The 22,553-nt window shown below is 66.1% G+C and carries 22 protein-coding genes; 17 read left to right on the top strand and 5 right to left on the bottom strand.

The features are described 5' to 3' along the window. The first annotated feature begins 153 nt into the window (after nt 1–153). The 8 genes from SD196_RS04175 (at nt 154) to SD196_RS04140 (ending at nt 9,128) form a co-directional block, all read left to right on the top strand. Nucleotides 154–1,062 carry a glutamate/aspartate ABC transporter substrate-binding protein gene (locus tag SD196_RS04175; RefSeq protein ID WP_343575149.1) on the top strand — a complete coding sequence of 303 codons (909 nt, stop codon included), beginning with the start codon at nt 154–156 and terminating at the stop codon, nt 1,060–1,062. A gap of 218 nt (nt 1,063–1,280) precedes the next feature. Next, nucleotides 1,281–2,027 carry an amino acid ABC transporter permease gene (locus SD196_RS04170; protein ID WP_275610187.1) on the top strand — a complete coding sequence of 249 codons (747 nt, stop codon included), beginning with the start codon at nt 1,281–1,283 and terminating at the stop codon, nt 2,025–2,027. Further along, nucleotides 2,024–2,692 carry an amino acid ABC transporter permease gene (locus SD196_RS04165; protein WP_275610186.1) on the top strand — a complete coding sequence of 223 codons (669 nt, stop codon included), beginning with the start codon at nt 2,024–2,026 and terminating at the stop codon, nt 2,690–2,692. The genes SD196_RS04170 and SD196_RS04165 overlap by 4 nt, the downstream gene beginning before the upstream one ends. Then, the gene (locus SD196_RS04160; protein WP_275610185.1) at nt 2,689–3,423 is read left to right on the top strand and encodes an amino acid ABC transporter ATP-binding protein; all 735 of its coding nucleotides are present in this window, start codon (nt 2,689–2,691) and stop codon (nt 3,421–3,423) included. Before SD196_RS04165 ends, SD196_RS04160 begins: the two co-directional genes overlap by 4 nt. 84 nt (nt 3,424–3,507) lie before the next feature. Continuing rightward, nucleotides 3,508–5,181, top strand: coding sequence for a gamma-glutamyltransferase (ggt, locus tag SD196_RS04155; protein ID WP_275610184.1), 1,674 nt, complete (start codon nt 3,508–3,510; stop codon nt 5,179–5,181). A gap of 83 nt (nt 5,182–5,264) precedes the next feature. After that, on the top strand, nt 5,265–7,157 hold the full coding sequence (locus tag SD196_RS04150) for a sensor histidine kinase (protein ID WP_343575156.1): 1,893 nt from the start codon (nt 5,265–5,267) through the stop codon (nt 7,155–7,157). A 47-nt stretch (nt 7,158–7,204) separates the two neighbouring features. Then, the gene (locus tag SD196_RS04145; protein WP_416311714.1) at nt 7,205–8,488 is read left to right on the top strand and encodes a sigma-54-dependent transcriptional regulator; all 1,284 of its coding nucleotides are present in this window, start codon (nt 7,205–7,207) and stop codon (nt 8,486–8,488) included. A 190-nt stretch (nt 8,489–8,678) separates the two neighbouring features. Then, nucleotides 8,679–9,128, top strand: coding sequence for a hypothetical protein (locus tag SD196_RS04140; RefSeq protein ID WP_275610182.1), 450 nt, complete (start codon nt 8,679–8,681; stop codon nt 9,126–9,128). Between the two features lie 373 nt (nt 9,129–9,501). Here the strand turns inward: SD196_RS04140 and SD196_RS04135 are convergent, their stop codons facing one another. After that, a complete protein-coding gene (locus SD196_RS04135) occupies nt 9,502–10,470 on the bottom strand; it encodes an AraC family transcriptional regulator (RefSeq protein ID WP_343575161.1) in 969 nt (322 codons plus the stop codon). A 169-nt stretch (nt 10,471–10,639) separates the two neighbouring features. Here SD196_RS04135 and SD196_RS04130 point away from each other — a divergent pair, with 169 nt between their 5' ends. Then, entirely contained in the window at nt 10,640–11,533 is an 894-nt protein-coding gene (locus SD196_RS04130; RefSeq protein ID WP_343575164.1) for an NAD(P)H-binding protein, read from the top strand. Between the two features lie 116 nt (nt 11,534–11,649). After that, nucleotides 11,650–11,892 (top strand): hypothetical protein, encoded by a 243-nt coding sequence (locus tag SD196_RS04125; RefSeq protein WP_275610179.1) that lies wholly within the window; start codon nt 11,650–11,652, stop codon nt 11,890–11,892. A gap of 6 nt (nt 11,893–11,898) precedes the next feature. On the opposite strand, the gene SD196_RS04120 is transcribed toward SD196_RS04125, so the two are convergent. Continuing rightward, nucleotides 11,899–12,510: a class I SAM-dependent methyltransferase gene (locus SD196_RS04120; protein WP_416311088.1), complete on the bottom strand. Its 612-nt coding sequence runs from the start codon at nt 12,508–12,510 to the stop codon at nt 11,899–11,901. A gap of 230 nt (nt 12,511–12,740) precedes the next feature. Here SD196_RS04120 and SD196_RS04115 point away from each other — a divergent pair, with 230 nt between their 5' ends. The 5 genes from SD196_RS04115 to prpF all read left to right on the top strand — a co-directional run bounded on the left by SD196_RS04115 (nt 12,741) and on the right by prpF (nt 19,657). Next, on the top strand, nt 12,741–13,463 hold the full coding sequence (locus SD196_RS04115) for a GntR family transcriptional regulator (protein ID WP_275610178.1): 723 nt from the start codon (nt 12,741–12,743) through the stop codon (nt 13,461–13,463). Then, the gene (gene prpB / locus SD196_RS04110; RefSeq protein ID WP_275610177.1) at nt 13,460–14,347 is read left to right on the top strand and encodes a methylisocitrate lyase; all 888 of its coding nucleotides are present in this window, start codon (nt 13,460–13,462) and stop codon (nt 14,345–14,347) included. Before SD196_RS04115 ends, prpB begins: the two co-directional genes overlap by 4 nt. 220 nt (nt 14,348–14,567) lie before the next feature. Then, nucleotides 14,568–15,728, top strand: coding sequence for a 2-methylcitrate synthase (gene prpC / locus SD196_RS04105; RefSeq protein WP_275610176.1), 1,161 nt, complete (start codon nt 14,568–14,570; stop codon nt 15,726–15,728). Then, nucleotides 15,728–18,337, top strand: a complete 2,610-nt coding sequence (gene acnD, locus SD196_RS04100) for a Fe/S-dependent 2-methylisocitrate dehydratase AcnD (RefSeq protein ID WP_416311713.1) — start codon at nt 15,728–15,730, stop codon at nt 18,335–18,337. Before prpC ends, acnD begins: the two co-directional genes overlap by 1 nt. A 132-nt stretch (nt 18,338–18,469) precedes the next feature. After that, on the top strand, nt 18,470–19,657 hold the full coding sequence (gene prpF, locus SD196_RS04095; protein WP_416311087.1) for a 2-methylaconitate cis-trans isomerase PrpF: 1,188 nt from the start codon (nt 18,470–18,472) through the stop codon (nt 19,655–19,657). 245 nt (nt 19,658–19,902) lie between these two features. On the opposite strand, the gene SD196_RS04090 is transcribed toward prpF, so the two are convergent. Genes SD196_RS04090 through SD196_RS04080 form a run of 3 tightly spaced genes read right to left on the bottom strand, consistent with a single transcriptional unit; the run spans nt 19,903 to nt 21,588 of the window. Next, complete coding sequence (locus SD196_RS04090; RefSeq protein WP_331318334.1) at nt 19,903–20,493, bottom strand: LON peptidase substrate-binding domain-containing protein; 591 nt, start codon at nt 20,491–20,493, stop codon at nt 19,903–19,905. A gap of 19 nt (nt 20,494–20,512) precedes the next feature. Continuing rightward, the gene (locus tag SD196_RS04085) at nt 20,513–21,226 is read right to left on the bottom strand and encodes an LrgB family protein (RefSeq protein WP_416311086.1); all 714 of its coding nucleotides are present in this window, start codon (nt 21,224–21,226) and stop codon (nt 20,513–20,515) included. Beyond that, a complete protein-coding gene (locus SD196_RS04080; RefSeq protein ID WP_275610171.1) occupies nt 21,226–21,588 on the bottom strand; it encodes a CidA/LrgA family protein in 363 nt (120 codons plus the stop codon). Before SD196_RS04080 ends, SD196_RS04085 begins: the two co-directional genes overlap by 1 nt. Before the next feature lie 182 nt (nt 21,589–21,770). Between SD196_RS04080 and SD196_RS04075 the strand changes: the two genes are divergently transcribed. Both SD196_RS04075 and SD196_RS04070 read left to right on the top strand, forming a co-directional pair. Continuing rightward, a complete protein-coding gene (locus SD196_RS04075) occupies nt 21,771–22,226 on the top strand; it encodes a MaoC family dehydratase (protein ID WP_243805255.1) in 456 nt (151 codons plus the stop codon). A gap of 79 nt (nt 22,227–22,305) precedes the next feature. Next, nucleotides 22,306–22,518 (top strand): TM2 domain-containing protein, encoded by a 213-nt coding sequence (locus SD196_RS04070; protein ID WP_152220258.1) that lies wholly within the window; start codon nt 22,306–22,308, stop codon nt 22,516–22,518. Nucleotides 22,519–22,553 lie beyond the last annotated feature (35 nt).

Below are 22,553 nucleotides of genomic sequence, written 5' to 3'. Positions count from 1 at the left end.
CTATAAATCAAAATATCCTTTATATTCAGTCACTTAAAAACATGTGCAGAAGTTGGCACAGAGCCTGCTCCTGTCAATCCCGAGCATGCGGCATGGCTACCCCTCGCCAGTCGCAGGACTGAATAACAAACACAACCAGTCGAGGTAGATTCCATGCGTTTCGCACCCCGTGCGTTGGGCGCCGCCATTGTCGCAGCCCTGCTCGCCACTCCCGTCGTCGCTGAAGAGCTCACCGGTACCCTGAAGAAGATCAAGGACTCCGGCACCGTCGTCCTCGGCCACCGTGACGCGTCCATCCCCTTCTCCTACCTCGCCACCGATCCGCGCCAGCCAGTGGGCTACTCCCATGACCTGCAGCTGAAGGTCGTCGAAGCCCTGAAGAAAGAGCTGAACCTGCCGGACCTGAAGGTGCGCTACAACCTGGTCACCTCCCAGACCCGTATCCCGCTGGTGCAGAACGGCACCGTGGACATCGAGTGCGGCTCCACCACCAACAACCTGGAGCGCCAGAAGCAGGTCGACTTCTCCGTCGGCATCTTCGAAGTCGGCACTCGCCTGCTGACCAAGACCACCTCGGGCATCAACGATTTCGCCGACCTGAACGGCAAGAACGTGGTGACCACCGCCGGCACCACCTCCGAGCGCCTGCTCAAGCAGATGAACGCCGAGAAGAAGATGGGCATGAACATCATCTCGGCCAAGGACCACGGCGAGTCCTTCCTGATGCTCGAATCCGGCCGCGCCGTGGCCTTCATGATGGACGACGCGCTGCTCTACGGCGAAATGGCCAAGGCCAAGAACCCGGCCGACTGGCACGTGGTCGGCAAGCCGCAGTCCTACGAAATCTACGCGTGCATGGTCCGCAAGGGCGACGCACCGTTCAAGAAGGTGGTCGACAAGGCCATCGCCGACACCTTCGCCTCGGGTGAAGTCAACACGATCTACGACCAGTGGTTCATGAAGCCGATCCCGCCGAAGAACCTGAACCTCAATTTCCCGATGAGCGATGAGCTCAAGAAGCTGATCGCCACTCCGACCGACAAGTCTGCCGAGCAGATGTAACGGTCGCGCGCGGCTGCGCCCATAAGGCACAGCCACGCGGGGGATCGGGAGCGCAGGCCCTGCGCTCCCGGCCCACTCCTCCTGATGACGATGCCGGAACACCCGCTACCCGCGGGTGGCGGGCCGCTGCATGCCCGCGTCCGGCTTCGTACCGTGAAACAAATACCTGCTCACGCCCCGCGCAGCGGAGCGTGAGCAACTCTGAGGGGAAACCCGACATGGACTACAACTGGGACTGGGGCGTGTTCTTCAAGTCCACCGGGATCGGCGATGAGCGCTACCTGGACTGGTACATCACCGGCCTTGGCTGGACCATCGCCGTCTCGCTCGCGGCCTGGGTCATCGCCCTGGCGCTCGGCTCGCTGCTGGGGGTGATGCGCACCCTGCCCAACCGCTGGCTGTCCGGCATCGCCACCGCCTACGTGGAGCTGTTCCGCAACGTGCCGCTGCTGGTGCAGCTGTTCATCTGGTACTTCCTGGTGCCGGACTACCTGCCGCAGCCGATCCAGGACTGGTTCAAGCTGGGCCTGGCGCCGGAAACCTCGGCCTTCGTCAGCGTCGTCGTGTGCCTGGGCCTGTTCACCGCCGCGCGGGTCTGCGAACAGGTGCGCACCGGCATCCAGGCGCTGCCCAAGGGCCAGCTCGCCGCCGCCAGCGCCATGGGCTTCCGCCTGCCGGCGATCTACCGCCACGTGCTGCTGCCGCAGGCCTTCCGCATCATCATTCCGCCGCTGACCTCCGAATTCCTCAACGTCTTCAAGAACTCCTCGGTGGCGTCGCTGATCGGCCTCATGGAGCTGCTGGCACAAACCAAGCAGACCGCCGAGTTCAGCGCCAACCTGTTCGAGGCCTTCACCCTGGCCACGCTGATCTACTTCACCCTGAACATGAGCCTGATGCTGTCCATGCGCATGGTCGAGAAGAAGGTCGCGGTACCGGGCCTGATTTCCGTGGGAGGTAAATGATGGACTTCAGTCAGATCGTCCCCGCCCTCCCCGGCCTGTGGGAAGGCATGCTCACCACCCTGCAGCTGATGGCGCTGGGCGTGCTCGGCGGCGTGGTGCTGGGCACCATCCTGGCGCTGATGCGCCTGTCCAACAGCAAGCTGCTGTCGAACATCGCCGGCTTCTACGTGAACTATTTCCGCTCGATCCCGCTGCTGCTGGTGATCACCTGGTTCTACTTCGCGGTGCCCTTCATCCTGCGCTGGATCACCGGCCAGGACACCCCGGTGGGTGCGTTCACCTCGTGCCTGGTGGCCTTCATGATGTTCGAGGCGGCCTACTACTGCGAGATCGTCCGCGCCGGCATCCAGGCCATCCCGAAGGGCCAGATCGGCGCGTCCTACGCCCTGGGCATGACCTATGGCCAGGCCATGCGCCTGATCATCCTGCCCCAGGCGTTCCGCAAGATGACCCCGCTGCTGCTGCAGCAAAGCATCATCCTGTTCCAGGACACCTCGCTGGTGTACTCGGTGGGCCTGATGGACTTCCTCAACGCCGCTCGCTCCCGTGGCGACATCATCGGCCAGCCCCATGAGTTCCTGATCTTTGCCGGTCTCGTCTACTTCGTCATCAGCTTCGCCGCGTCCTTCGGCGTGAAGCGCCTGCAGAAAAGGTTAACCGTATGATCTCCATCGATAACGTCAGCAAGTGGTACGGCGACTTCCAGGTTCTCACCGACTGCAACACCCAGGTCGCCAAGGGCGAAGTGGTGGTGGTCTGCGGTCCGTCCGGCTCGGGCAAGTCGACCCTGATCAAGTGCGTCAACGCGCTGGAACCCTTCCAGAAGGGCGACATCACCGTCGACGGCACCTCCATCGCCAACCCCAAGACCGACCTGCCGAAACTGCGCTCGCGCGTCGGCATGGTGTTCCAGCACTTCGAGCTGTTCCCGCACCTGTCCATCACCGAGAACCTGACCATCGCCCAGCGCAAGGTCCTGGGCCGGAGCAAGGAAGAGGCGATGGACAAGGGCATGAAGCTGCTCGACCGCGTCGGCCTCAAGGCCCATGCCCACAAGCACCCCGGCCAGCTCTCCGGCGGCCAGCAGCAGCGCGTGGCGATCGCTCGCGCGCTGGCCATGGACCCGATCGTCATGCTGTTCGACGAACCGACCTCGGCGCTGGACCCGGAGATGGTCAACGAGGTGCTCGACGTGATGGTCCAGCTCGCCCAGGAAGGCATGACCATGATGTGCGTGACCCACGAGATGGGCTTTGCGCGCAAGGTCGCCGACCGGGTGATCTTCATGGATCGTGGGCAGATCGTCGAAGACTGTCCGAAGGAAGAGTTCTTCGGCGACCTGCAGAACCGCGCCGAGCGCACCCAGCAGTTCCTCGCCAAGATCCTGCCGCACTGATCCAGCTTCTCGTTCTACCCGAACGCCCCGGTTCGCCGGGGCGTTCAACCTCACCGCAAGCACAACAATAAATAAGGAAAATCCATGCGCCTGCTTCACTTCACGAAACTTCCCCTGGGCGTCGCGATCCTCGCCGCCAGCTCCTCGGTCTTCGCCGCCACCCTCGACGGCGGCGCGGTGGCCGCGCCTGACCAGTACGGCGCCAAGGTTGCCGCCGAGATCCTGAAGAAGGGCGGCAACGCCGTCGACGCCGCGGTCGCCACCGCCTTCACCCTCGCAGTCACCTACCCCGAAGCCGGCAACATCGGCGGCGGCGGCTTCATGACCCTGTACGTCGACGGCAAGCCGTACTTCCTCGACTACCGCGAGATCGCGCCCAAGGCCGCGACCAAGACCATGTACCTGAACGACAAGGGCGAGGTGATCGAGAACCTCAGCCTGGTCGGCACCAAGGCTGCCGGCGTGCCCGGCACCGTGATGGGCCTGTGGGAAGCCCACAAGCGCTTCGGCAAGCTGAAGTGGAGCGAACTGCTGACCCCGGCCATCGGCTACGCCAGGACTGGCTTCAAGGTCGCCGACCAGCAGTACCAGTACCGCCAGGACGCCATCGCGCTGTTCAACGGCAAGACCAACTTCGGCGACTACTTTGGCACCATGAAGCCGGGGCAGACCTTCAAGCAGCCTGAGCTGGCCAAGACACTGGAGCGCATCGCCGACAAGGGCCCGGACGACTTCTACAAGGGCGAGACCGCCAAGCTGCTGGTCGCGCAGATGAAGCACGACGGCGGCCTGATCACCCAGGAAGACCTCTCCGGCTACGAGGCCAAGTGGCGCGAACCGATGCGCATCGACTGGCAGGGCAACAGCCTGTACACCGCGCCGCTGCCCAGCTCCGGCGGTATCGCCCTGGCCCAGCTGATCGGTATCAAGGAGCAGCGCGCCGCTGACTTCAAGGGTGTGGAACTGAACTCCGCCAAGTACATCCATCTGCTGGCCGAGATCGAGAAGCGCGTGTTCGCCGACCGCGCCGACTACCTGGGCGACCCGGACTTCTCCAAGGTGCCGGTGGCCCAGCTGACCGACCCGGCGTACATCGCCAAGCGCGCCACCGAGGTCAACCCGAACGCCATCTCGCCCACCGAGAAAGTCCGTCCGGGCCTGGAGCCGCACCAGACCACGCACTTCTCCATCGTCGACAAGGACGGCAACGCCGTCAGCAACACCTACACCCTGAACTGGGACTTCGGCAGCGGCGTGGTGGTCAAGGGCGCCGGCTTCCTGCTCAACGACGAGATGGATGACTTCAGCGCCAAGCCGGGCGTGGCCAACGCCTTCGGCGTAGTGGGCAGCGACGCCAACGCCATCGAGCCGGGCAAGCGCATGCTCTCCTCCATGAGCCCGAGCATCGTCACCCGCGACGGCAAGGTCAGCCTGGTGCTGGGTACTCCCGGCGGCTCGCGGATCTTCACCTCGATCTTCCAGGTGCTGAACAACGTCTACGACTACCACCTGCCCCTGGAGAAGGCCGTGGCCGCGCAGCGCGTGCATCACCAGCTGCTGCCCAAGGACACCCTCTACTTCGACGCCTACGCACCGCTCACCGGCAAGGTCGCCGACGAGCTGAAGGCCATGGGCTACACCCTGGAAGACCAGGGCTGGAACATGGGTGACATCCAGGCCATCCGCGTCGACGGCAAGTCGCTGGAAACCGCCTCCGATCCGCGTGGCCGCGGCGTCGGGCTGGTGGTCAAACCCTGATCCCCGGAACGCGCACCATGTGGTATCCGAACCAGTCCATTGCCGCACCCCGGCACTGGGCTGGTTCGGCCCGGACGACTGTGATGCAATGCCCTCCCAGCCCATTGCCACCGCCGCTCACCGTGAAACCACGCCTGCTGCGCAACCTCCTCTTGCCTATCCTGCTGCTCCTGCTCACCCTGGGCTTCGGCTACGGCGGCTACCTGATCAGTGATGGCGCCGGCACCCGCGCCCTGATCGGCAGCGGCGAACGCCAGCTGGAGCTGCACGCCCGCGGCGTGGAAAGCGAGATGAGCCGCTACTCCTACCTGCCCAGCGTGCTGGAGCTGGAAAAGAACGTCACGCGCCTGCTGCTCGACCCCACCCCCTACAACCGCAACCTGGTCAACGCCTACCTCGAAGGCCTGAACCGCCGCGCCGGCAGCCGCGCCATCTACCTGCTGGATACCTCCGGGCGGGTGCTGGCCACCAGCAACTGGCAGAACGTGGACAGCTACCAGGGCGAGGACCAGTCCTTCCGCGCCTACTTCCAGGACGCCATGGCCGGCCGCCCGGGGCGCTTCTACGGCATGGACAGCACCACCGGCGAGCCCGGCTACTACCTGGCCCATGGTCTGGTCAGCGGCGACCAGATCATCGGCGTGGCGGTGGTCAAGGTGAAGATGGATGCGCTCGAAGAGCGCTGGCAGAAAGCCCGCCTGCAAGCCTTCGTCAGCGACGAGAACGGCATCATCATCCTCTCCAGCGATCCCGCCCTGCGCCTGAAAGCCGTGCGCCCGCTCAGCGCCGACGACAAGGAACGCATGGCGCGCAGCCTGCAGTACTACTGGTGGGCGCTCAACGAATGGCAGCCGCTTACACGCCGTTCGCTTGGCGACGGCGTGGAGGAAATCAGCTTCCCGCCACAGTCGCCGGAAGCCGACGGCCACAACCCCGTCAGCTACCTGATGCAGACCCGCCGCCTCAACGACACCTCGTGGAACTTCACCCTGCTCAGCCCACTGCACGACGTGCGCCGCGAAGCCATGATCCACGGCATGCTCGCCGCGCTGGGCTTTGCCCTGCTGGCCTTCCTGCTGATCGCCTCGAACGAGCGGCGCAAGGTCATCGCCACCCGCCTCGCCGCCCGCGAGGCACTGGAGCAGGCCAACAACGCCCTGGAGCGACGCATCGCCGAACGCACCAGCGACCTGCGCGCCAGCAACCAGCACCTGCGCGAGCAGATCCGCGAACGCCGCCAGGCCGAGGACACCCTGCGCAAGGCCCAGGACCGCCTGGTGCAGGCCGGCAAGCTGGCGGTGATCGGGCAGATGTCCACCAGCATCGCCCACGAACTCAACCAGCCGCTGGCGGCGTTGCGCACCCTCTCGGGCAACACCGTGCGCTTCCTGGCGCGCGGCAAGCTGGATATCGCCAGCAGCAACCTGGTCGCCATCAACGAAATGGTCGACCGCATGGGTCGCATCACGGCCAGCCTGCGCGCCTTCGCCCGGCGCGCCGACGACCACGGCCAGGCCAGCCTGGGCAAGGCGGTGGACGCCGCGATGATGGTCCTGCAGGTGCGCCTCAAGGAGGTGCCGGTAAGCCTGCACCGCGACTTCCCCGACGCCCGCCTGGCCATCGACCAGACCCGCCTGGAGCAGATACTGGTCAACCTGATCGCCAACGCCCTGGACGCCATGAGCCCGCAGGACGACCGCCAGCTCTGGCTGGAAGGCCGCATCGAGGGTGACGACCGCTATCGCCTGATCGTGCGCGACAACGGCCCCGGCATCCCCCAGGACGCCCGCGCGCATCTGTTCGAACCCTTCTTCACCACCAAGCCCGGCGAACTCGGCCTGGGCCTGGGCCTGACCCTTTCGGCCAGCCTCGCCACCGCCGCCGGCGGCAGCCTGGGCGTGGCCTACCCGGAGGCCGGCGGCACCGCCTTCGAGCTCTACCTGCCGCTGCTGCCTGCCCTGGAGACCCCCGTATGAGCGAAGAATCCCTGCGCGTACTGATCGTCGAGGACGACCCGCACGTACTGCTCGGCTGCCAGCAGGCGCTGGCCCTGGAAGACATCGACAGCGACGGCGTGGGCAGCGCCGAGGAAGCGCTGAAGAAGATCGGCGCCGACTTCCCCGGCATCGTCGTCAGCGACATCCGCATGCCCGGCATGGGCGGGCTGCAACTGTTGGAGAGGCTCAAGGCGCTGGACCCCAGTCTGCCGGTGGTGCTGATCACCGGCCACGGCGACATCGCCATGGCGGTGAAGGCCATGCGTGACGGCGCCTATGACTTCATGGAGAAACCCTTCTCCCCCGAACGTCTGGTCGACACCGCGCGCCGGGCGCTGGCCCAGCGCGCGCTGACCCGCGAGGTCAGCCAGCTGCGCCGCCAGTTGGCCGGCCGCCAGGCCCTGGAAAGCCGGCTGATCGGCCGCTCGCCGGCCATGCAGGCGCTGCGCGAGCTGATCACCAACGTCGCCGACACCTCGGCCAATGTGCTCATCGAAGGCGAGACCGGCACCGGCAAGGAACTGGTCGCCCGCTGCCTGCACGACTACAGCCGGCGCCAGGCCAAGCCCTTCGTCGCGCTCAACTGCGGCGGCCTGCCGGAAAGCCTGATCGACAGCGAAATCTTCGGCCACGAAGCCCACGCCTTCACCGGCGCCGGCAAGCGCCGCATCGGCAAGATCGAGCACGCCGACGGCGGCAGCCTGTTCCTCGACGAAATCGAGAGCATGCCGCTGAACCTGCAGATCAAGCTGCTGCGCGTGCTGCAGGAGCAGCAGCTGGAACGCCTGGGCTCCAACGAGCTGATCCGGGTGGATTGCCGGGTGATCGCCGCCACCAAGTCCGACCTCGCTGCCATGGGCCGCGACGGCAGCTTCCGCAGCGACCTCTACTACCGCCTCAACGTGGTTACCCTCAACCTGCCGCCGCTGCGCGAGCGCCGCGAAGACATCCTGATGCTCTTCGAGCACTTCCTGCAGCAGTCCTCGCTGCGCTTCGACCGCCCGGCGCCGGTCATCGACAACGCCACCGCCGCCACCCTGATGGCCCACGACTGGCCCGGCAACGTACGCGAACTGCGCAACGTCGCCGAACGCTTCGCCCTCGGCCTGCCGGTGCTGGCCGGCGGCAACCTCGGCCCGGACGCCGGCGAGCCGCGCTTCGCCGAAGCCGTGGAGGCCTTCGAGAAGAGCCTGCTGTCCACCGCCCTGGAGCGCCACGCCGGCAACCTCAGCCAGGCCGCGCACGCCCTGGGCATGGCCAAGACCACGCTGTTCGACAAGGTGAAGAAGTACGGCCTGAAGGGCGAGTGAACGCAAATTCTTTTGGTAGGAGCGAGCTTGCTCGCGAACCTGCCTGAAGCCGTGGTATCCACCTGAAAGCGTTCGCGAGCAAGCTCGCTCCTACAAAGGTAATGCCACGCGGCGGCGCGCCCCATTGATCTGCCGGGAACTGTCCCCGACACTATCGCCCTTTCCACCGGCCGCACGAGCGGGAGCCCCCATGTCCACCCAAGCCGAAATCCTCTGGAACCAGCTCTGCGCCGATGCCGGCGTCGACCCGCAGCAGCGCATGGCTGCACGCCGCGCCATCCTCGCCAGCGCCGACGCGCTGGATGCCGACGTCTACCGCCCGGACGACAACGATCCGGACGCCGAAGAGCTGGACATGGGCACTGCCAAGGTGCTCTTCCTCGGCCCCTTCGAAGCCCCCGCCGAGTGGGACGCCGCCGAACGCGAAGACTTCTACGACGACGCCGACCCGGCGCTGTTCTTCAACGCACGCCTCGAATCCGAAGCCGAGCCGGGCACGCCGGGCTTCTTCGTTCCGGAAGTCGGCGACTTCCTGGCGGTAATGGACGCCGGCAAGATCCAGATGTACTTCCTGCACGACTGGAGCGAAGACAACGACGGCTGCACCTGCGTGCTGATCCGCGACGATATTCAGCTCTGACGCCGGCGCCGTTGTAGGAGCAACTGTCTTCTTCCGGGGAGTCCGTGCCGATGCATCCCCCTCACCCCAGCCCTCTCCCTCAGGGAGAGGGGGCAGTCCGAGCCGACTGACACGAAGGTTTCATCCTGCACCGAACGGTTCCCTCTCCCGTTGGGAGAGGGTTAGGGTGAGGGCCGTCCGGAGTGCAGATGTATGTCGTAGGAGCGGACCTTGTCCGCGAAGTCCCGCCGCCGCTCTCTCACGGAAGGCTGAATGCCGTAGAGCAGTCTCGCGCAACGCCAACGCGCGTCCCCGCCAGAACGAATTCCGCCGCGATGGATTTCGCGGACGAGGTCCGCTCCTACGAATCAACGCCGACGCGAGCGGCAGGCTCTTATGCACTGCGCCGCACGCTCCCCGGCGATACCCCGATACAACGCTTGAACGCCCGGCTGAACGCCGCCTCGGACTGGTAACCGAGGCGCTCGGCCAGCTCCGCCACGGCAATCTCCCGCTCCTGCAGCCAGCCCAGCGCCACGTGCATGCGCCAGCGGGTGACGTAGTGCATGGCCGGCATGCCGACCTTCTCGGCGAAGCGCGCGGCGAACGCCGAGCGCGACATCGCCGCCGCCCCGGCCAACGCCGCCAGGCTCCAGGCCCGCGCCGGCTCGCGGTGGATCAGACTGAGTGCGCGGCCCAGCTGGCGGTCCTGCAGGGCACCGAGCCAACCGGTCTGCGCCGCCGGGTCCTGCTCGATCCAGGCGCGGATGGCCTGGATCACCAGGATGTCGGCCAGGCGGGTGATCACCGTTTCCCCGCCCGGACGCATCGCCCGTGCCTCGTTCTCCATCAGCCGCAAAGTGCTCAGCAGCCAGTCACGCTGTCCGGGATCGCTGATCCGCGCCTCCAGCACAGGCGGCAGCAAACGCACCAGTTGCAGCGCGGCGGGATGGTCGAAACGCACCGCGCCACAGATCATCGCCGTCGGCTCGCCGCCCCCGCCTTGGCGCAGCACCTCGTAGCGATCACTGGCATAGGCGCGCGGCAGGTCGAACAGCCCCGCCGCCGCTTCACCCGGTGCGCTGACCAATCGATGCCCCTCGCCATGGGGCACCAGCACCAGGTCGCCGGGCACCAGACGGCGCGGCTCGGCGCCGTCGGCCTCCAGCCAGCACTCGCCCACCGTCAGCACATGGAACATCAGGCACTGCGGCATGGCCGGCAGGTCCAGCCCCCAGGGCGCGGTGAATTCCGAGCGACAGTAGAAGGTGCCGCTCATGCGCAGGAAGTGCAGGGCCTCGCCCAGGGGATCGACGGAAGCCCAGGGGTCGGTGGCGTCAGGAAGGGGTTCTGGCTGGCTCATGGATTCGAGGCTGGCCCTCGTCCCGTGGATAGTCCAGCACATCTGGACGAATGAGCATGAAGCGGCGACTTCCAGGCATTAACCGTCCAGCCGTCCAGCGAGAGACTGAACCCAGGCCAACGAACCCACGGCGGGCGCCGCGGGACCGGCCCTCCACGAGGACATCGCCATGATCACCGTAATGGGCGCCACCGGTCGCACCGGTTCGAGAATCTGCCAGACCCTGCTCAACGCCGGCGTGCCGGTCCGCGCCCTCGGCCGCAGCGCCGAACGCCTCGCCCCGCTGGCCGCCGCCGGCGCGCAGATTGCGGTTGGCGAGCCGGACGATGCCGACTTCCTCGGCCAGGCCTTCCAGGGCGCCGAGGCGGTCTACACCCTCCTGGCCTATGGCCCGGACACCGAAGACTACCGCCAGCAACAGGCCGCCCAGGGCGAGGCCATCCTGCAGGCCATCCGCCGCAGCGGCGTGCGCCGCGTGGTGTTTCTCAGCAGCGTCGGGGCGGACGTACCGTCCGGCAGCGGGCCGATCATCAGCATGCATGACCAGGAGCAGCGCCTGCACACGCTGCCGCCAGAGGTGAGCGTACTGATGCTGCGTTCCGGCGCACTGTTCGAGAACCTCTATGGCGCGCTGGAAGTGGTCCGCGCCTACGACTGCTACAGCGACGCGGTGGCGCCGGACGTGCCCGTGCCGATGGTCGCCACCGCCGACGTGGCCGACGCCGCCAGCCACGCCCTGCTCGAAGGCGACTGGCAAGGCGTGGTGACCCGCGAAGTGCTCGGCCAGCGGGACATCAGCTACGCCGAGGCCACCCGCCTGCTCGGCGCCGCCATCGGCAAACCGCAGCTGCCTTATATCCAGGTATCGCCAGAGGAACTGGCCGGGGTCCTGCAACAGGCCGGCTTCTCCGCCAGCGTGGCAGGCTGCTACGCGGAGCTGGCCGAAGCGATCAACAACGGGCGGGTACGGGCACGGGAGCAACGTTCGCCGGCCAACACCACGGCGACTCCGTTCGAGGCCTTCGCCAGGGACTGGGCAGCGGCTTATGCCGCGTCGCTGTAGGGCGCACGGCCTGGAGAAAATAATTTTCTACAAATTTATCGGGGCCCCCTGAGGAATTTGGCGCAGGTCCGGTGTCTCAGGGTAGGCACGCTACTTTTCCCACCGGACCATCCGCCATGCATGACGATCCCGAAAGCCTCTGGGTCGAAGTGGAGACCTGGTCTCCCTACCGCCCGCAACGCATTCTTCGTGGCCGCATCAGCCGGGAAGACTTCCTCGCCCTGTACCAGGGCCATGCGCCCGCCATGGTACGCCTGGACGACTGCCAGAGCCGCGAGGCGCCCAGCGGCGCCGTACAGGACCTGTTCCTCGCCAGTTCGCACATCCTCAGCGTCACTCCGCTGCACCGCGCCGCCTGAGTTCGCTCAGTCGGCCATGCCGCGGTAGACGTAGGTCATCGGCCGGGGGCCCGGCAGGTAGTCCTGGACCAGCTCGCGCAGCGTGAAGCCGCCGGCCTGGATCAACGCCGGCATGTCGCGGTCGAGGTGACAGCCACCGGCCAGTGGCTTCCACACCGGTGTCAGCCGGTGCTGCCAGGCGCGCACGCTGGCGTCCGGGGCCAGGCCGTGCTCACAGAAGAGGAACTCGCCACCCGGCTTGAGCACCCGGCGCATTTCCTTCAGCGCCGCCACGGCATCGGGAATGCTGCACAAGGTAAAGGTGCAGACGATGCTGTCGAAGCTCGCGGCGTCGGCACGGATCTCGCCCAGCTCCAGCGCCACCATCTCCACCGGAATGCCAATGCGCCCGACGCGCTCGCGGGCGAGCTTCTGCATCTGCGCCGCGGGGTCGACCCCGACGATTGTCGACACTTTCGCCGGATCGTAAAACGACAGGTTCAGCCCGGTGCCCATGCCGATCTCCAGTACCCGGCCATGGGCGCGGGGCACCAGCAGCGAGCGCTGCTTCATCACATCGCCCAGGCCGCAGGCGAAATCGATCAGCCGGGGCAGCACATAGCGGTCGTAGAGTTGCATGCACGCGATCTCCGTTTTTCCCCCGATCCTAGCGGGCCTGAGCGGCGCCGGCACAGCGGCTGACGAGGGGATATCCGCCATTTTCGCGGACAGCATCGCCGCCGGACCTGTCCACACGGGTATAAACCCAGGGGGCTGTTAGACGATTGTCGACACTTCATCAAATCTTCATTGACCAAGGCGCATTGGAGAGGTAGCTTTCGCCGCACATCAAGAAGATTGTCGACACCATGAACGATAGCCTGACTCTGCCAAGCCTGGTTTCGGACGACAGCGAGACCCTCTCGGAACACGTGTTCCGCAAGATCCAGTCCGCCATCGTCAAAGGCGAGATCGCCCCCGGCAGCAAGATTTCCGAGCCGGAGCTGGCGCGCACCTACGGCATCAGCCGGGGCCCGCTGCGCGAGGCAATCCACCGCCTGGAAGGCCAGAAGCTGCTGGTGCGCGTACCGCACGTCGGCGCGCGGGTGGTGTCGCTGAGCCACGAGGAGCTGCTGGAACTCTACGAGATCCGCGAATCCCTCGAAGGCATGGCCTGCCGCCTGGCCGCCGAGCGCATGAGCCAGGAAGAGATCGACGAACTGCGCCGGGTGCTCGACACCCACGAGCGTGACGAGGCCTTCCAGGCCGGGCGCGGCTACTACCAGCAGGAAGGCGACTACGACTTCCACTACCGGATCATCCAGGGCAGCGGCAACCGCACCCTCACCCGCATGCTCTGCGGCGAGCTGTACCAGCTGGTGCGCATGTACCGCCTGCAGTTCTCGGCGACGCCCAACCGGCCGCGCCAGGCTTTCGCCGAGCACCACCGGATTCTCGATGCCATCGCCGATCGTGACGGCGAACTGGCCGAGTTGCTGATGCGCCGTCACATCGGCGCCTCGAAACGCAATGTGGAGCGTCACTACCTGGACGCCCAAGCCAAGACAGCCAACGTACGAGGTGAACAATGAGCTACAAGACCGCCGGCCAACGTTTCCGTGACGCCCTTGCCGAAGAAAAGCCGCTGCAGGTGATCGGCGCGATCAACGCCAACCACGCGCTGCTGGCCAAGCGCGCCGGCTTCAAGGCCATCTACCTCTCCGGTGGCGGTGTGGCGGCGGGTTCCCTCGGCCTGCCGGACCTGGGCATCAACACCCTGGATGACGTGCTCACCGACGTGCGTCGCATCACCGACGTCTGCGACCTGCCGCTGCTGGTGGACATCGACACCGGCTTCGGCCCCAGCGCCTTCAACATCGAGCGCACCGTGAAGAGCCTGATCAAGGCCGGTGCCGCCGCCGCCCACATCGAAGACCAGGTCGGCGCCAAGCGTTGCGGCCACCGTCCGGGCAAGGAAATCGTCTCCGTCGAGGAAATGGCTGACCGCGTGAAAGCCGCCGCCGATGCCAAGACCGACCCGAACTTCTTCCTGATCGCCCGTACCGACGCCATCCAGGCCGAAGGGGTGGACGCCGCCATCGAACGCTGCCAGCGTTATGTCGAAGCCGGCGCCGATGCCATCTTCGCCGAGGCCGCCTACGACCTGCCGACCTACAAGCGCTTCGTCGATGCGCTGAACGTGCCGATCCTGGCCAACATCACCGAGTTCGGCGCCACCCCACTGTTCACCCGCGACGAGCTGGCCTCGGTCGGCGTGGCCATCCAGCTCTACCCGCTGTCGGCCTTCCGCGCCGCCAACAAGGCCGCCGAAGCCGTGTACACCGCGATCCGCCAGGAAGGCCACCAGCAGAACGTGATCGAACTGATGCAGACCCGTGCCGAGCTGTACGACCGCATCGGCTACCACGCCTTCGAGCAGAAGCTCGACGCGCTGTTCGCTGCTGGCAAGAAGTGATTTCCGTTCGTTCAGGCCAGGCCAGGCCTGGACGAATCGTAGGGTGCATAACGCCCCAGGCGTTATCCACCATCGGCTGTAACGGCGGATAGCGCTTCGCGTTATTCGCCCTACGCCACGGCGAAGCCCGAGCGGCTTTCGCCAACCAGATTCGAACCGACCGCACGGCCTGTGCCGGCGGAACAAGAACAAGCAACCGGATTTGATGAGGAGACACGCGATGAGCGCTACCGCAGAAACCACCACCGCCTTCAAACCCAAGAAGTCCGTGGCCCTGAGTGGCACCGCCGCTGGCAACACTGCCCTGTGCACCGTCGGCCGCACCGGCAACGACCTGCACTACCGTGGCTATGACGTCCTGGACTTCGCCAACCGCTGCGAATTCGAGGAAATCGCCCACCTGCTGGTCCACGGCAAGCTGCCCAACGCCGCCGAACTGGCCGGCTACAAGGCCAAGCTGAAAGCCCTGCGCGGCCTGCCGGCCGGCGTCAAGGCTGCCCTGGAAACCCTGCCGCCGTCCGCCCACCCGATGGACGTGATGCGTACCGCCGTGTCCGTGCTCGGCTGCCTGTCGCCGGAGAAGGACGACCACAACCATCCGGGCGCCCGCGACATCGCCGACAAGCTGATGGCCTCCCTGGGTTCCGCCCTGCTCTACTGGTACCACTTCAGCCACAACGGCAAGCGCATCGACGTCGAGACCGACGACGACTCCATCGGCGGCCACTTCCTGCACCTGCTGCACGGGCAGAAGCCGCGCGAGTCCTGGGTGCGCGCCATGCACACGTCGCTGAACCTGTACGCCGAGCACGAGTTCAACGCCTCCACCTTCACCTCCCGCGTGATCGCCGGCACTGGCTCGGACATGTACTCCTGCATCGCCGGCGCCATCGGCGCGCTGCGCGGCCCGAAACACGGCGGCGCCAACGAAGTGGCCTTCGAGATCCAGAAGCGCTACGACAACCCGAACGAAGCCGAGGCCGACATCCGTGCCCGCGTCGAGCGCAAGGAAGTGGTGATCGGCTTCGGCCACCCGGTCTATACCGTGTCCGACCCGCGCAACAAGGTGATCAAGGAAGTCGCTCACCAGCTGTCCGTCGAGCAGTCCAACACCAAGATGTATGACATCGCCGAGCGCCTGGAAAGCGTGATGTGGGAAATCAAGAAGATGTTCCCCAACCTCGACTGGTTCAGCGCCGTCAGCTACCACATGATGGGCGTGCCCACCGCCATGTTCACCCCGCTGTTCGTGATCGCCCGTACCGCCGGCTGGTCCGCCCACGTCATCGAGCAGCGCATCGACGGCAAGATCATCCGCCCGAGCGCCAACTACGTTGGCCCGGAAGATCTGCAGTTCGTGCCGCTCAAGGACCGCAAATGATGAACACTCAATTCCGCAAACGCCTGCCCGGCACCGCGCTGGATTACTTCGACGCCCGCGAGGCGGTCGATGCGATCCAGGCCGGCGCCTGGGACAAACTGCCCTACACCTCCCGCGTGCTGGCCGAGCAGCTGGTGCGCCGCTGCGAGCCCGCCGACCTGACCGCGTCGCTGGAGCAGCTGGTCTACCGCAAGCGCGACCTGGACTTCCCCTGGTACCCGGCGCGCGTGGTCTGCCACGACATCCTCGGCCAGACCGCGCTGGTCGACCTCGCCGGCCTGCGTGACGCCATCGCCGAACAGGGTGGCGACCCGTCCAAGGTCAACCCGGTGGTGCCGACCCAGCTGATCGTCGACCACTCGCTGGCCGTGGAAGCCGCGGGCTTCGACCCGGATGCGTTCGAGAAGAACCGCGCCATCGAGGACCGCCGCAACGAGGATCGCTTCCACTTCATCGACTGGACCAAGACCGCGTTCAAGAACGTCGACGTGATCCCGGCCGGCAACGGCATCATGCACCAGATCAACCTGGAGAAAATGAGCCCGGTGATCCAGGCGCGTGGCGGCGTGGCCTTCCCCGACACCTGCGTCGGCACCGACTCGCACACCCCGCACGTGGACGCCCTGGGCGTGATCGCCATCGGCGTCGGCGGCCTCGAAGCCGAGACCGTGATGCTGGGTCATCCGTCGATGATGCGCCTGCCCGACATCGTCGGCGTCAAGCTGACCGGCAAGCGCAAGCCGGGCATCACCGCCACCGACATCGTCCTGGCCCTGACCGAGTTCCTGCGCAAGGAACGCGTGGTCGGCGCCTACGTCGAGTTCTTCGGCGAGGGAGCGGACAGCCTGACCATCGGCGACCGCGCGACCATCTCCAACATGTGTCCGGAATACGGCGCCACCGCCTCGATGTTCTACATCGACGGCCAGACCATCGACTACCTCAAGCTCACCGGCCGCGAGCCCGAGCAGGTAGCGCTGGTGGAGAACTACGCCAAGACCCTCGGCCTGTGGAGCACCGCGCTGGAAACCGCCGAGTACGAGCGCGTGCTGGAGTTCGACCTGGGCAGCGTCGTGCGCAACATGGCCGGCCCGTCCAACCCGCACCGCCGCCTGCCGACCTCGGCACTGGCCGAGCGCGGCATCGCCGACGAAGCCAAGCTGGCAGCCGGCAAGAGTGAAGAAGCCCAGGGCCTGATGCCCGACGGCGCGGTGATCATCGCCGCCATCACCAGCTGCACCAACACTTCCAACCCGCGCAACGTCATCGCCGCCGGCCTGGTGGCGAAGAAGGCCAACGCGCTGGGCCTGATCCGCAAGCCGTGGGTGAAGACTTCCTTCGCGCCGGGTTCGAAGGTCGCCAAGCTGTACCTGGAAGAAGCCGGCCTGCTGCCGGAGCTGGAGAAGCTCGGCTTCGGCATCGTCGCCTATGCCTGCACCACCTGTAACGGCATGTCCGGCGCGCTGGATCCGGCGATCCAGAAAGAGATCATCGACCGCGACCTGTACGCCACCGCCGTGCTTTCAGGCAACCGCAACTTCGACGGCCGCATCCACCCCTACGCCAAGCAGGCCTTCCTCGCCTCGCCGCCGCTGGTGGTCGCCTACGCCATCGCCGGCACCGTGCGCTTCGACATCGAGCAGGACCCGCTGGGCACCGACAAGAACGGCAACCCGGTCACCCTGAAGGACCTCTGGCCGTCCGACGAAGAGATCGACGCCATCGTCGCCTCCAGCGTGAAGCCCGAGCAGTTCAAGCAGATCTACATCCCGATGTTCGACCTGGGCAGCGTGCAGGAAGCGGAAAGCCCGTTGTACGACTGGCGCCCGATGTCCACCTACATCCGCCGTCCGCCGTACTGGGAAGGCGCACTCGCGGGCGAGCGCACGCTCAAGGGCATGCGTCCGCTGGCGATCCTCCCGGACAACATCACCACCGATCACCTGTCGCCGTCCAACGCCATCCTGGCGGACTCGGCCGCCGGTGAGTACCTGGCGAAAATGGGCCTGCCGGAGGAGGACTTCAACTCCTACGCCACCCACCGCGGCGACCACCTGACCGCCCAGCGCGCCACCTTCGCCAACCCGCAGCTGGTCAACGAAATGGCCGTGGTGAACGGTGAGGTGAAGAAGGGTTCGCTGGCCCGAGTCGAGCCGGAAGGCAAGGTCATGCGCATGTGGGAAGCCATCGAAACCTACATGAACCGCAAGCAGAACCTGATCATCGTGGCCGGCGCCGACTACGGCCAGGGCTCGTCCCGCGACTGGGCGGCCAAGGGCGTTCGCCTGGCGGGCGTGGAAGTGATCGTGGCCGAAGGCTTCGAGCGCATCCACCGCACCAACCTGGTGGGCATGGGCGTGCTGCCGGTGGAGTTCAAGCCGGGCACCACCCGCCTGACCCTGGGCCTGGACGGCACCGAGACCTACGACATCAAGGGCGACGTCTCGCCGCGTTGCGACCTGACCCTGGTCATCCATCGCAAGAATGGTGAAGTCGTCGAAGTTCCGGTCACCTGTCGCCTCGACACCGCCGCCGAAGTGAAGGTGTACAAGGCCGGTGGCGTACTGCAGCGCTTCGCCAAGGACTTCCTGGAAGGCGCGGTAGCGTGATGTAACAGCCGGCCCGCCTGCACGGCGGGTCGGCCCCAATCCTGTAGGAGCGAGCTTGCTCGCGAACGGCCCCGCAGCGGGGACGGGTTCGCGAGCAAGCTCGCTCCTACAAGTAACGCACAGGACCTGAGAATGCCCCACGTACCCCAAGTGAAGATCCCCGCCACCTACATCCGCGGCGGCACCAGCAAGGGCGTGTTCTTCCGCCTGCAGGACCTGCCCGAGCGCTGCCAGGTGCCCGGCGCGGCGCGCGACAAGCTGTTCATGCGCGTGATCGGCAGCCCCGATCCGTACAGCGCGCACATCGACGGCATGGGCGGCGCGACCTCCAGCACCAGCAAGTGCGTGATCCTGTCCAGGAGCAGCCAGCCGGATCACGACGTCGACTACCTCTACGGCCAGATTTCCATCGACAAGGCCTTCGTCGACTGGAGCGGCAACTGCGGCAACCTCTCCACCGCCGCCGGTTCCTTCGCCATCCACGCCGGCCTGGTCGACCCGTCGCGCATTCCGGACAACGGCACCTGCGTGGTGCGCATCTGGCAGGCCAACATCCAGAAGACCATCATCGCCCACGTGCCCGTGACCAATGGCCAGGTGCAGGAAACCGGCGACTTCGAACTGGACGGCGTGACCTTCCCCGCCGCCGAGATCGTGCTGGAATTCCTCGACCCGTCCGACGACGGTGAAGACGGCGGCGCCATGTTCCCCACCGGCAACCTGGTGGACGACCTGGAAGTCCCCGGCATCGGCACCTTCAAGGCGACCATGATCACCGCTGGCATCCCGACCATCTTCGTCAACGCCGAGGAGATCGGCTACCAGGGCACCGAGCTGCGCGAAGCGATCAATGGCGACCCCGAGCAGCTGGCGCGCTTCGAGAAGATCCGTATCGCCGGCGCACTGCGCATGGGCCTGATCAAGACCCCGGAAGAGGCCGCGACCCGCCAGCACACGCCGAAGATCGCCTTCGTCTCCCCGCCCAAGGACTACCTGTCCTCCAGCGGCAAGCCGGTGAAGGCCGGCGACGTCGACCTGCTGGTGCGCGCGCTGTCCATGGGCAAGCTGCACCACGCCATGATGGGCACCGCCGCCGTCGCCATCGGCACCGCCGCCGCCATTCCCGGCACCCTGGTGAACCTCGCCGCCGGTGGTGGCGAACGTACTGCGGTGCGCTTCGGCCACCCCTCCGGCACCCTGCGCGTAGGCGCCGAGGCCAGGCAGGTGGACGGCGAGTGGACCGTGACCAAGGCCATCATGAGCCGCAGCTCGCGCATCCTCATGGAAGGCTGGGTGCGGGTGCCGGGGGATTCGTTCTGATCGCAGGCTCTACCGTTGAAAGCACAAGGCCCGCATTCGCGGGCCTTGTCGTTTCCGGTGAGGATGGTGCCCGGGCTTTCCCTCACCCCAACCCTCTCCCAGAGGGAGAGGGGGCCGTTCGGAGCAGGCGAAAAATGCGTCGTTCCCTGGAGACCCGATCTATCAAGCGCGGACTCCCTCTCCCCTTGGGAGAGGGCCGGGGTGAGGGCCAACCAGCGCGCCGATGTATCCCTGTAGGAGCCCCATCAGGCAACAAAATCGCCCTGCAACTGCTCCAGCAAAACCTGAATCCGCGCCAGGCGCACGGTCGGGTCGTCCATCTCCAGCAGCACCTGCTTCTGGTCGCGCTCGAAGGGCAACAGGTAGGCGAGCTGGCAAGCCAGCGCCTGCTGGCCGTTGACCTCACCGCCCATTTCCAATGCGGAAACCATCGGGTGCATGGAAAGCGCCTCCAGCAGAGCCGCCAGGTCGTCGTGTTCCTTGGTCAGCGGCTGGTCGGGCTGTTCGTCCAGCCACTCCACCTCGGCCACGGTCAGTTGATCCGGCTGCACATTGGCGGAAAGCACGCGGAAACGCCGGCCACCTTCGACGCGAATGCCCAGCAGCCCATTGGGTCGCTGTTGCCAGTCGCGGATACGCGCTTCGCAACCAACCAGGCTATAGCGCTCCGGCGCATCACCGACCTCCTCGCCCTCGACGATGGCCACCACCCCGAAACCGGCGTCCTGCTTCATGCAGCGGCCGATCATGTCCAGGTAGCGCGCCTCGAATATCTGCAGGTCGAGGCGGCAACCGGGGAACAGCACGGTATTGAGTGGGAAGAGCGGAAAACTCATGGGTACTCCATTGGGCAATTCAGGCAATCAGCGCTACCGCCAACGGTAGCAGCACTGCAGTGGCCACGCCCATCAGGCTCATCGCCAGGGCGGCGAAGGCGCCGCATTCCTCGCCCTCCTGCAGCGCGCGGGAGGTGCCCACGGCGTGGGCGGTCATGCCCAGCGCCATGCCCTGCGCGGCCGGGTGATGCACACCGACGCGGCGCAGCAGTTCCGGGCCGAGGATGGCGCCGAGCACGCCGGTGATCAGCACGAACACCGCCGCCAGCGCCGCCACGCCGCCGATCTGGCTGGCCACCAGCATGGCGATGGGCGAGGTCACCGACTTGGGCGCCAGGCTCATCAGCAGTTCGTGGTCGACGCCGAACAACCAGCCCAGGCCGATGCCCAGTCCGGTGGCGAACAGCCCGGCCACCACCAGGGTGATCAGGGTCGGCCAGAACAGCTGGCGGATGCGCTTGAGGTTGAGGAACAGCGGCACCGCCAGAGCCACGGTGGCGGGACCGAGAAGAATGGTGAGCACCTTGGCGCTGGTGCTGTATTCGGCGTAGTCGATACCGCAGGCCAGCAGCACGCCGATGACGATCAGCATCGACACCAGCACCGGCTGCAGGAACACCCAGCGCGTACGCTCGTAGGCGGCCAGTGCCAGCTGGTAGGCACCCAGGGTGACGCCGACGCAGAACAGCGGATGGTGAATGACGGCGCTCACCGCACCTTGCCAGTCGAACATCAGGCGTTCTCCTTCTGCTTGCGCTGGCGATCGATGAGCTTCTGCATCAGCCAGCCGGCGAACACGAAGGACACCAGCAGCGACAGCGCAAGCGCCCCGACGATGGCCCAGAAGTCCGCGGCGATCTGCTTGGCGTAAGCCATCACCCCGACCGCCGCCGGCACCAGGAGCAGCGGCAGATAGCGCAGCAGCGAGCCGGCCGCCTCGTTCACCGGCGCACTCACTTCCCCGCTCCACACCAGGTACAGGAAGAGCAGCACCAGCCCAATGATGGGGCCGGGAATCATGTGCAGGATGAGAGCATTCAGACCCGTGCCGAGCAGTTGGAACAGCACCAGCCAGGTCAGGCCACGTAACAGCATGGGGACATCTCCAGCGCAAGGAGGCGCCATTATGCCCAGCCGGGCGCCGCTATGGCACGGCATTCGCCCAAAGCATGAATGCCGGGCCGGCTTGACCGCACCCGGTACCCATGCTGATCTACGGGCTGCTTTACGCTCTGCTGGACGCACTAGAAGAAAAAAACGCACTCCCCGGAGGAAACATGGCATTCGTACCCGTAAGCGCACTGAAGGACTACATCGGCAAGGACCTGGGCCACTCGCAATGGATCACCATCGATCAGGAGCGTATCAACCAGTTCGCTGAGTGCACCGAGGACCACCAGTTCATCCACGTCGACCCGGAAAAGGCGAAGAAGACCCCGTTCGGCGGCACCATCGCCCACGGCTTCCTCTCGCTGTCGCTGATCCCCAAGCTCTGCGAAGGCCTGCTGGTGCTGCCGGAGAACCCCAAGATGGTGGTCAACTACGGCCTGGACAGCGTTCGATTCATCCAGCCCGTGCCGGTCAATTCCCGCGTGCGCCTGCAAGTGACCATCAGCGACATCACCGAGAAGAACCCCGGCCAGTGGCTGATCAAGGCCCGCTGTACCCTGGAAATCGACGGCCAGGCCAAACCCGCCTACATCGCCGAATCCCTGAGCCTGTGCTTCGTCTGAAATATTTCCTGACGGTAATGGACTAGAATGTCGGCGGTCGCCAGTCAGGGCGGCCCCGGCCATTCACAAGGACAGTCCCATGACCGAAAAACGCATTCTCCCCGCCTTCCTGCTGTGCTTCTTCCTCGGCACCTTCGGCGCCCATCGCTTCTATGTGGGCAAGATCGGCACCGGTATCCTGCAGATCCTCACCCTGGGCGGCCTGGGTATCTGGACGCTGGTCGACTTCATCATGATCATCGTCGGCGCCTTCAAGGACAAAGAGGGCAACAAGCTCACCCAGTGGACCTGATCGGGACTCGCTGAAAATAGCCCGCGCCCGCGGGC

Origin of the sequence: Pseudomonas macauensis, assembly GCF_047902425.1 — a bacterium.
GTDB lineage: Bacteria > Pseudomonadota > Gammaproteobacteria > Pseudomonadales > Pseudomonadaceae > Pseudomonas.
The sequence above is the reverse complement of the archived record's forward strand: the minus strand, read 5'-3'. Positions and strand labels throughout refer to the sequence as shown.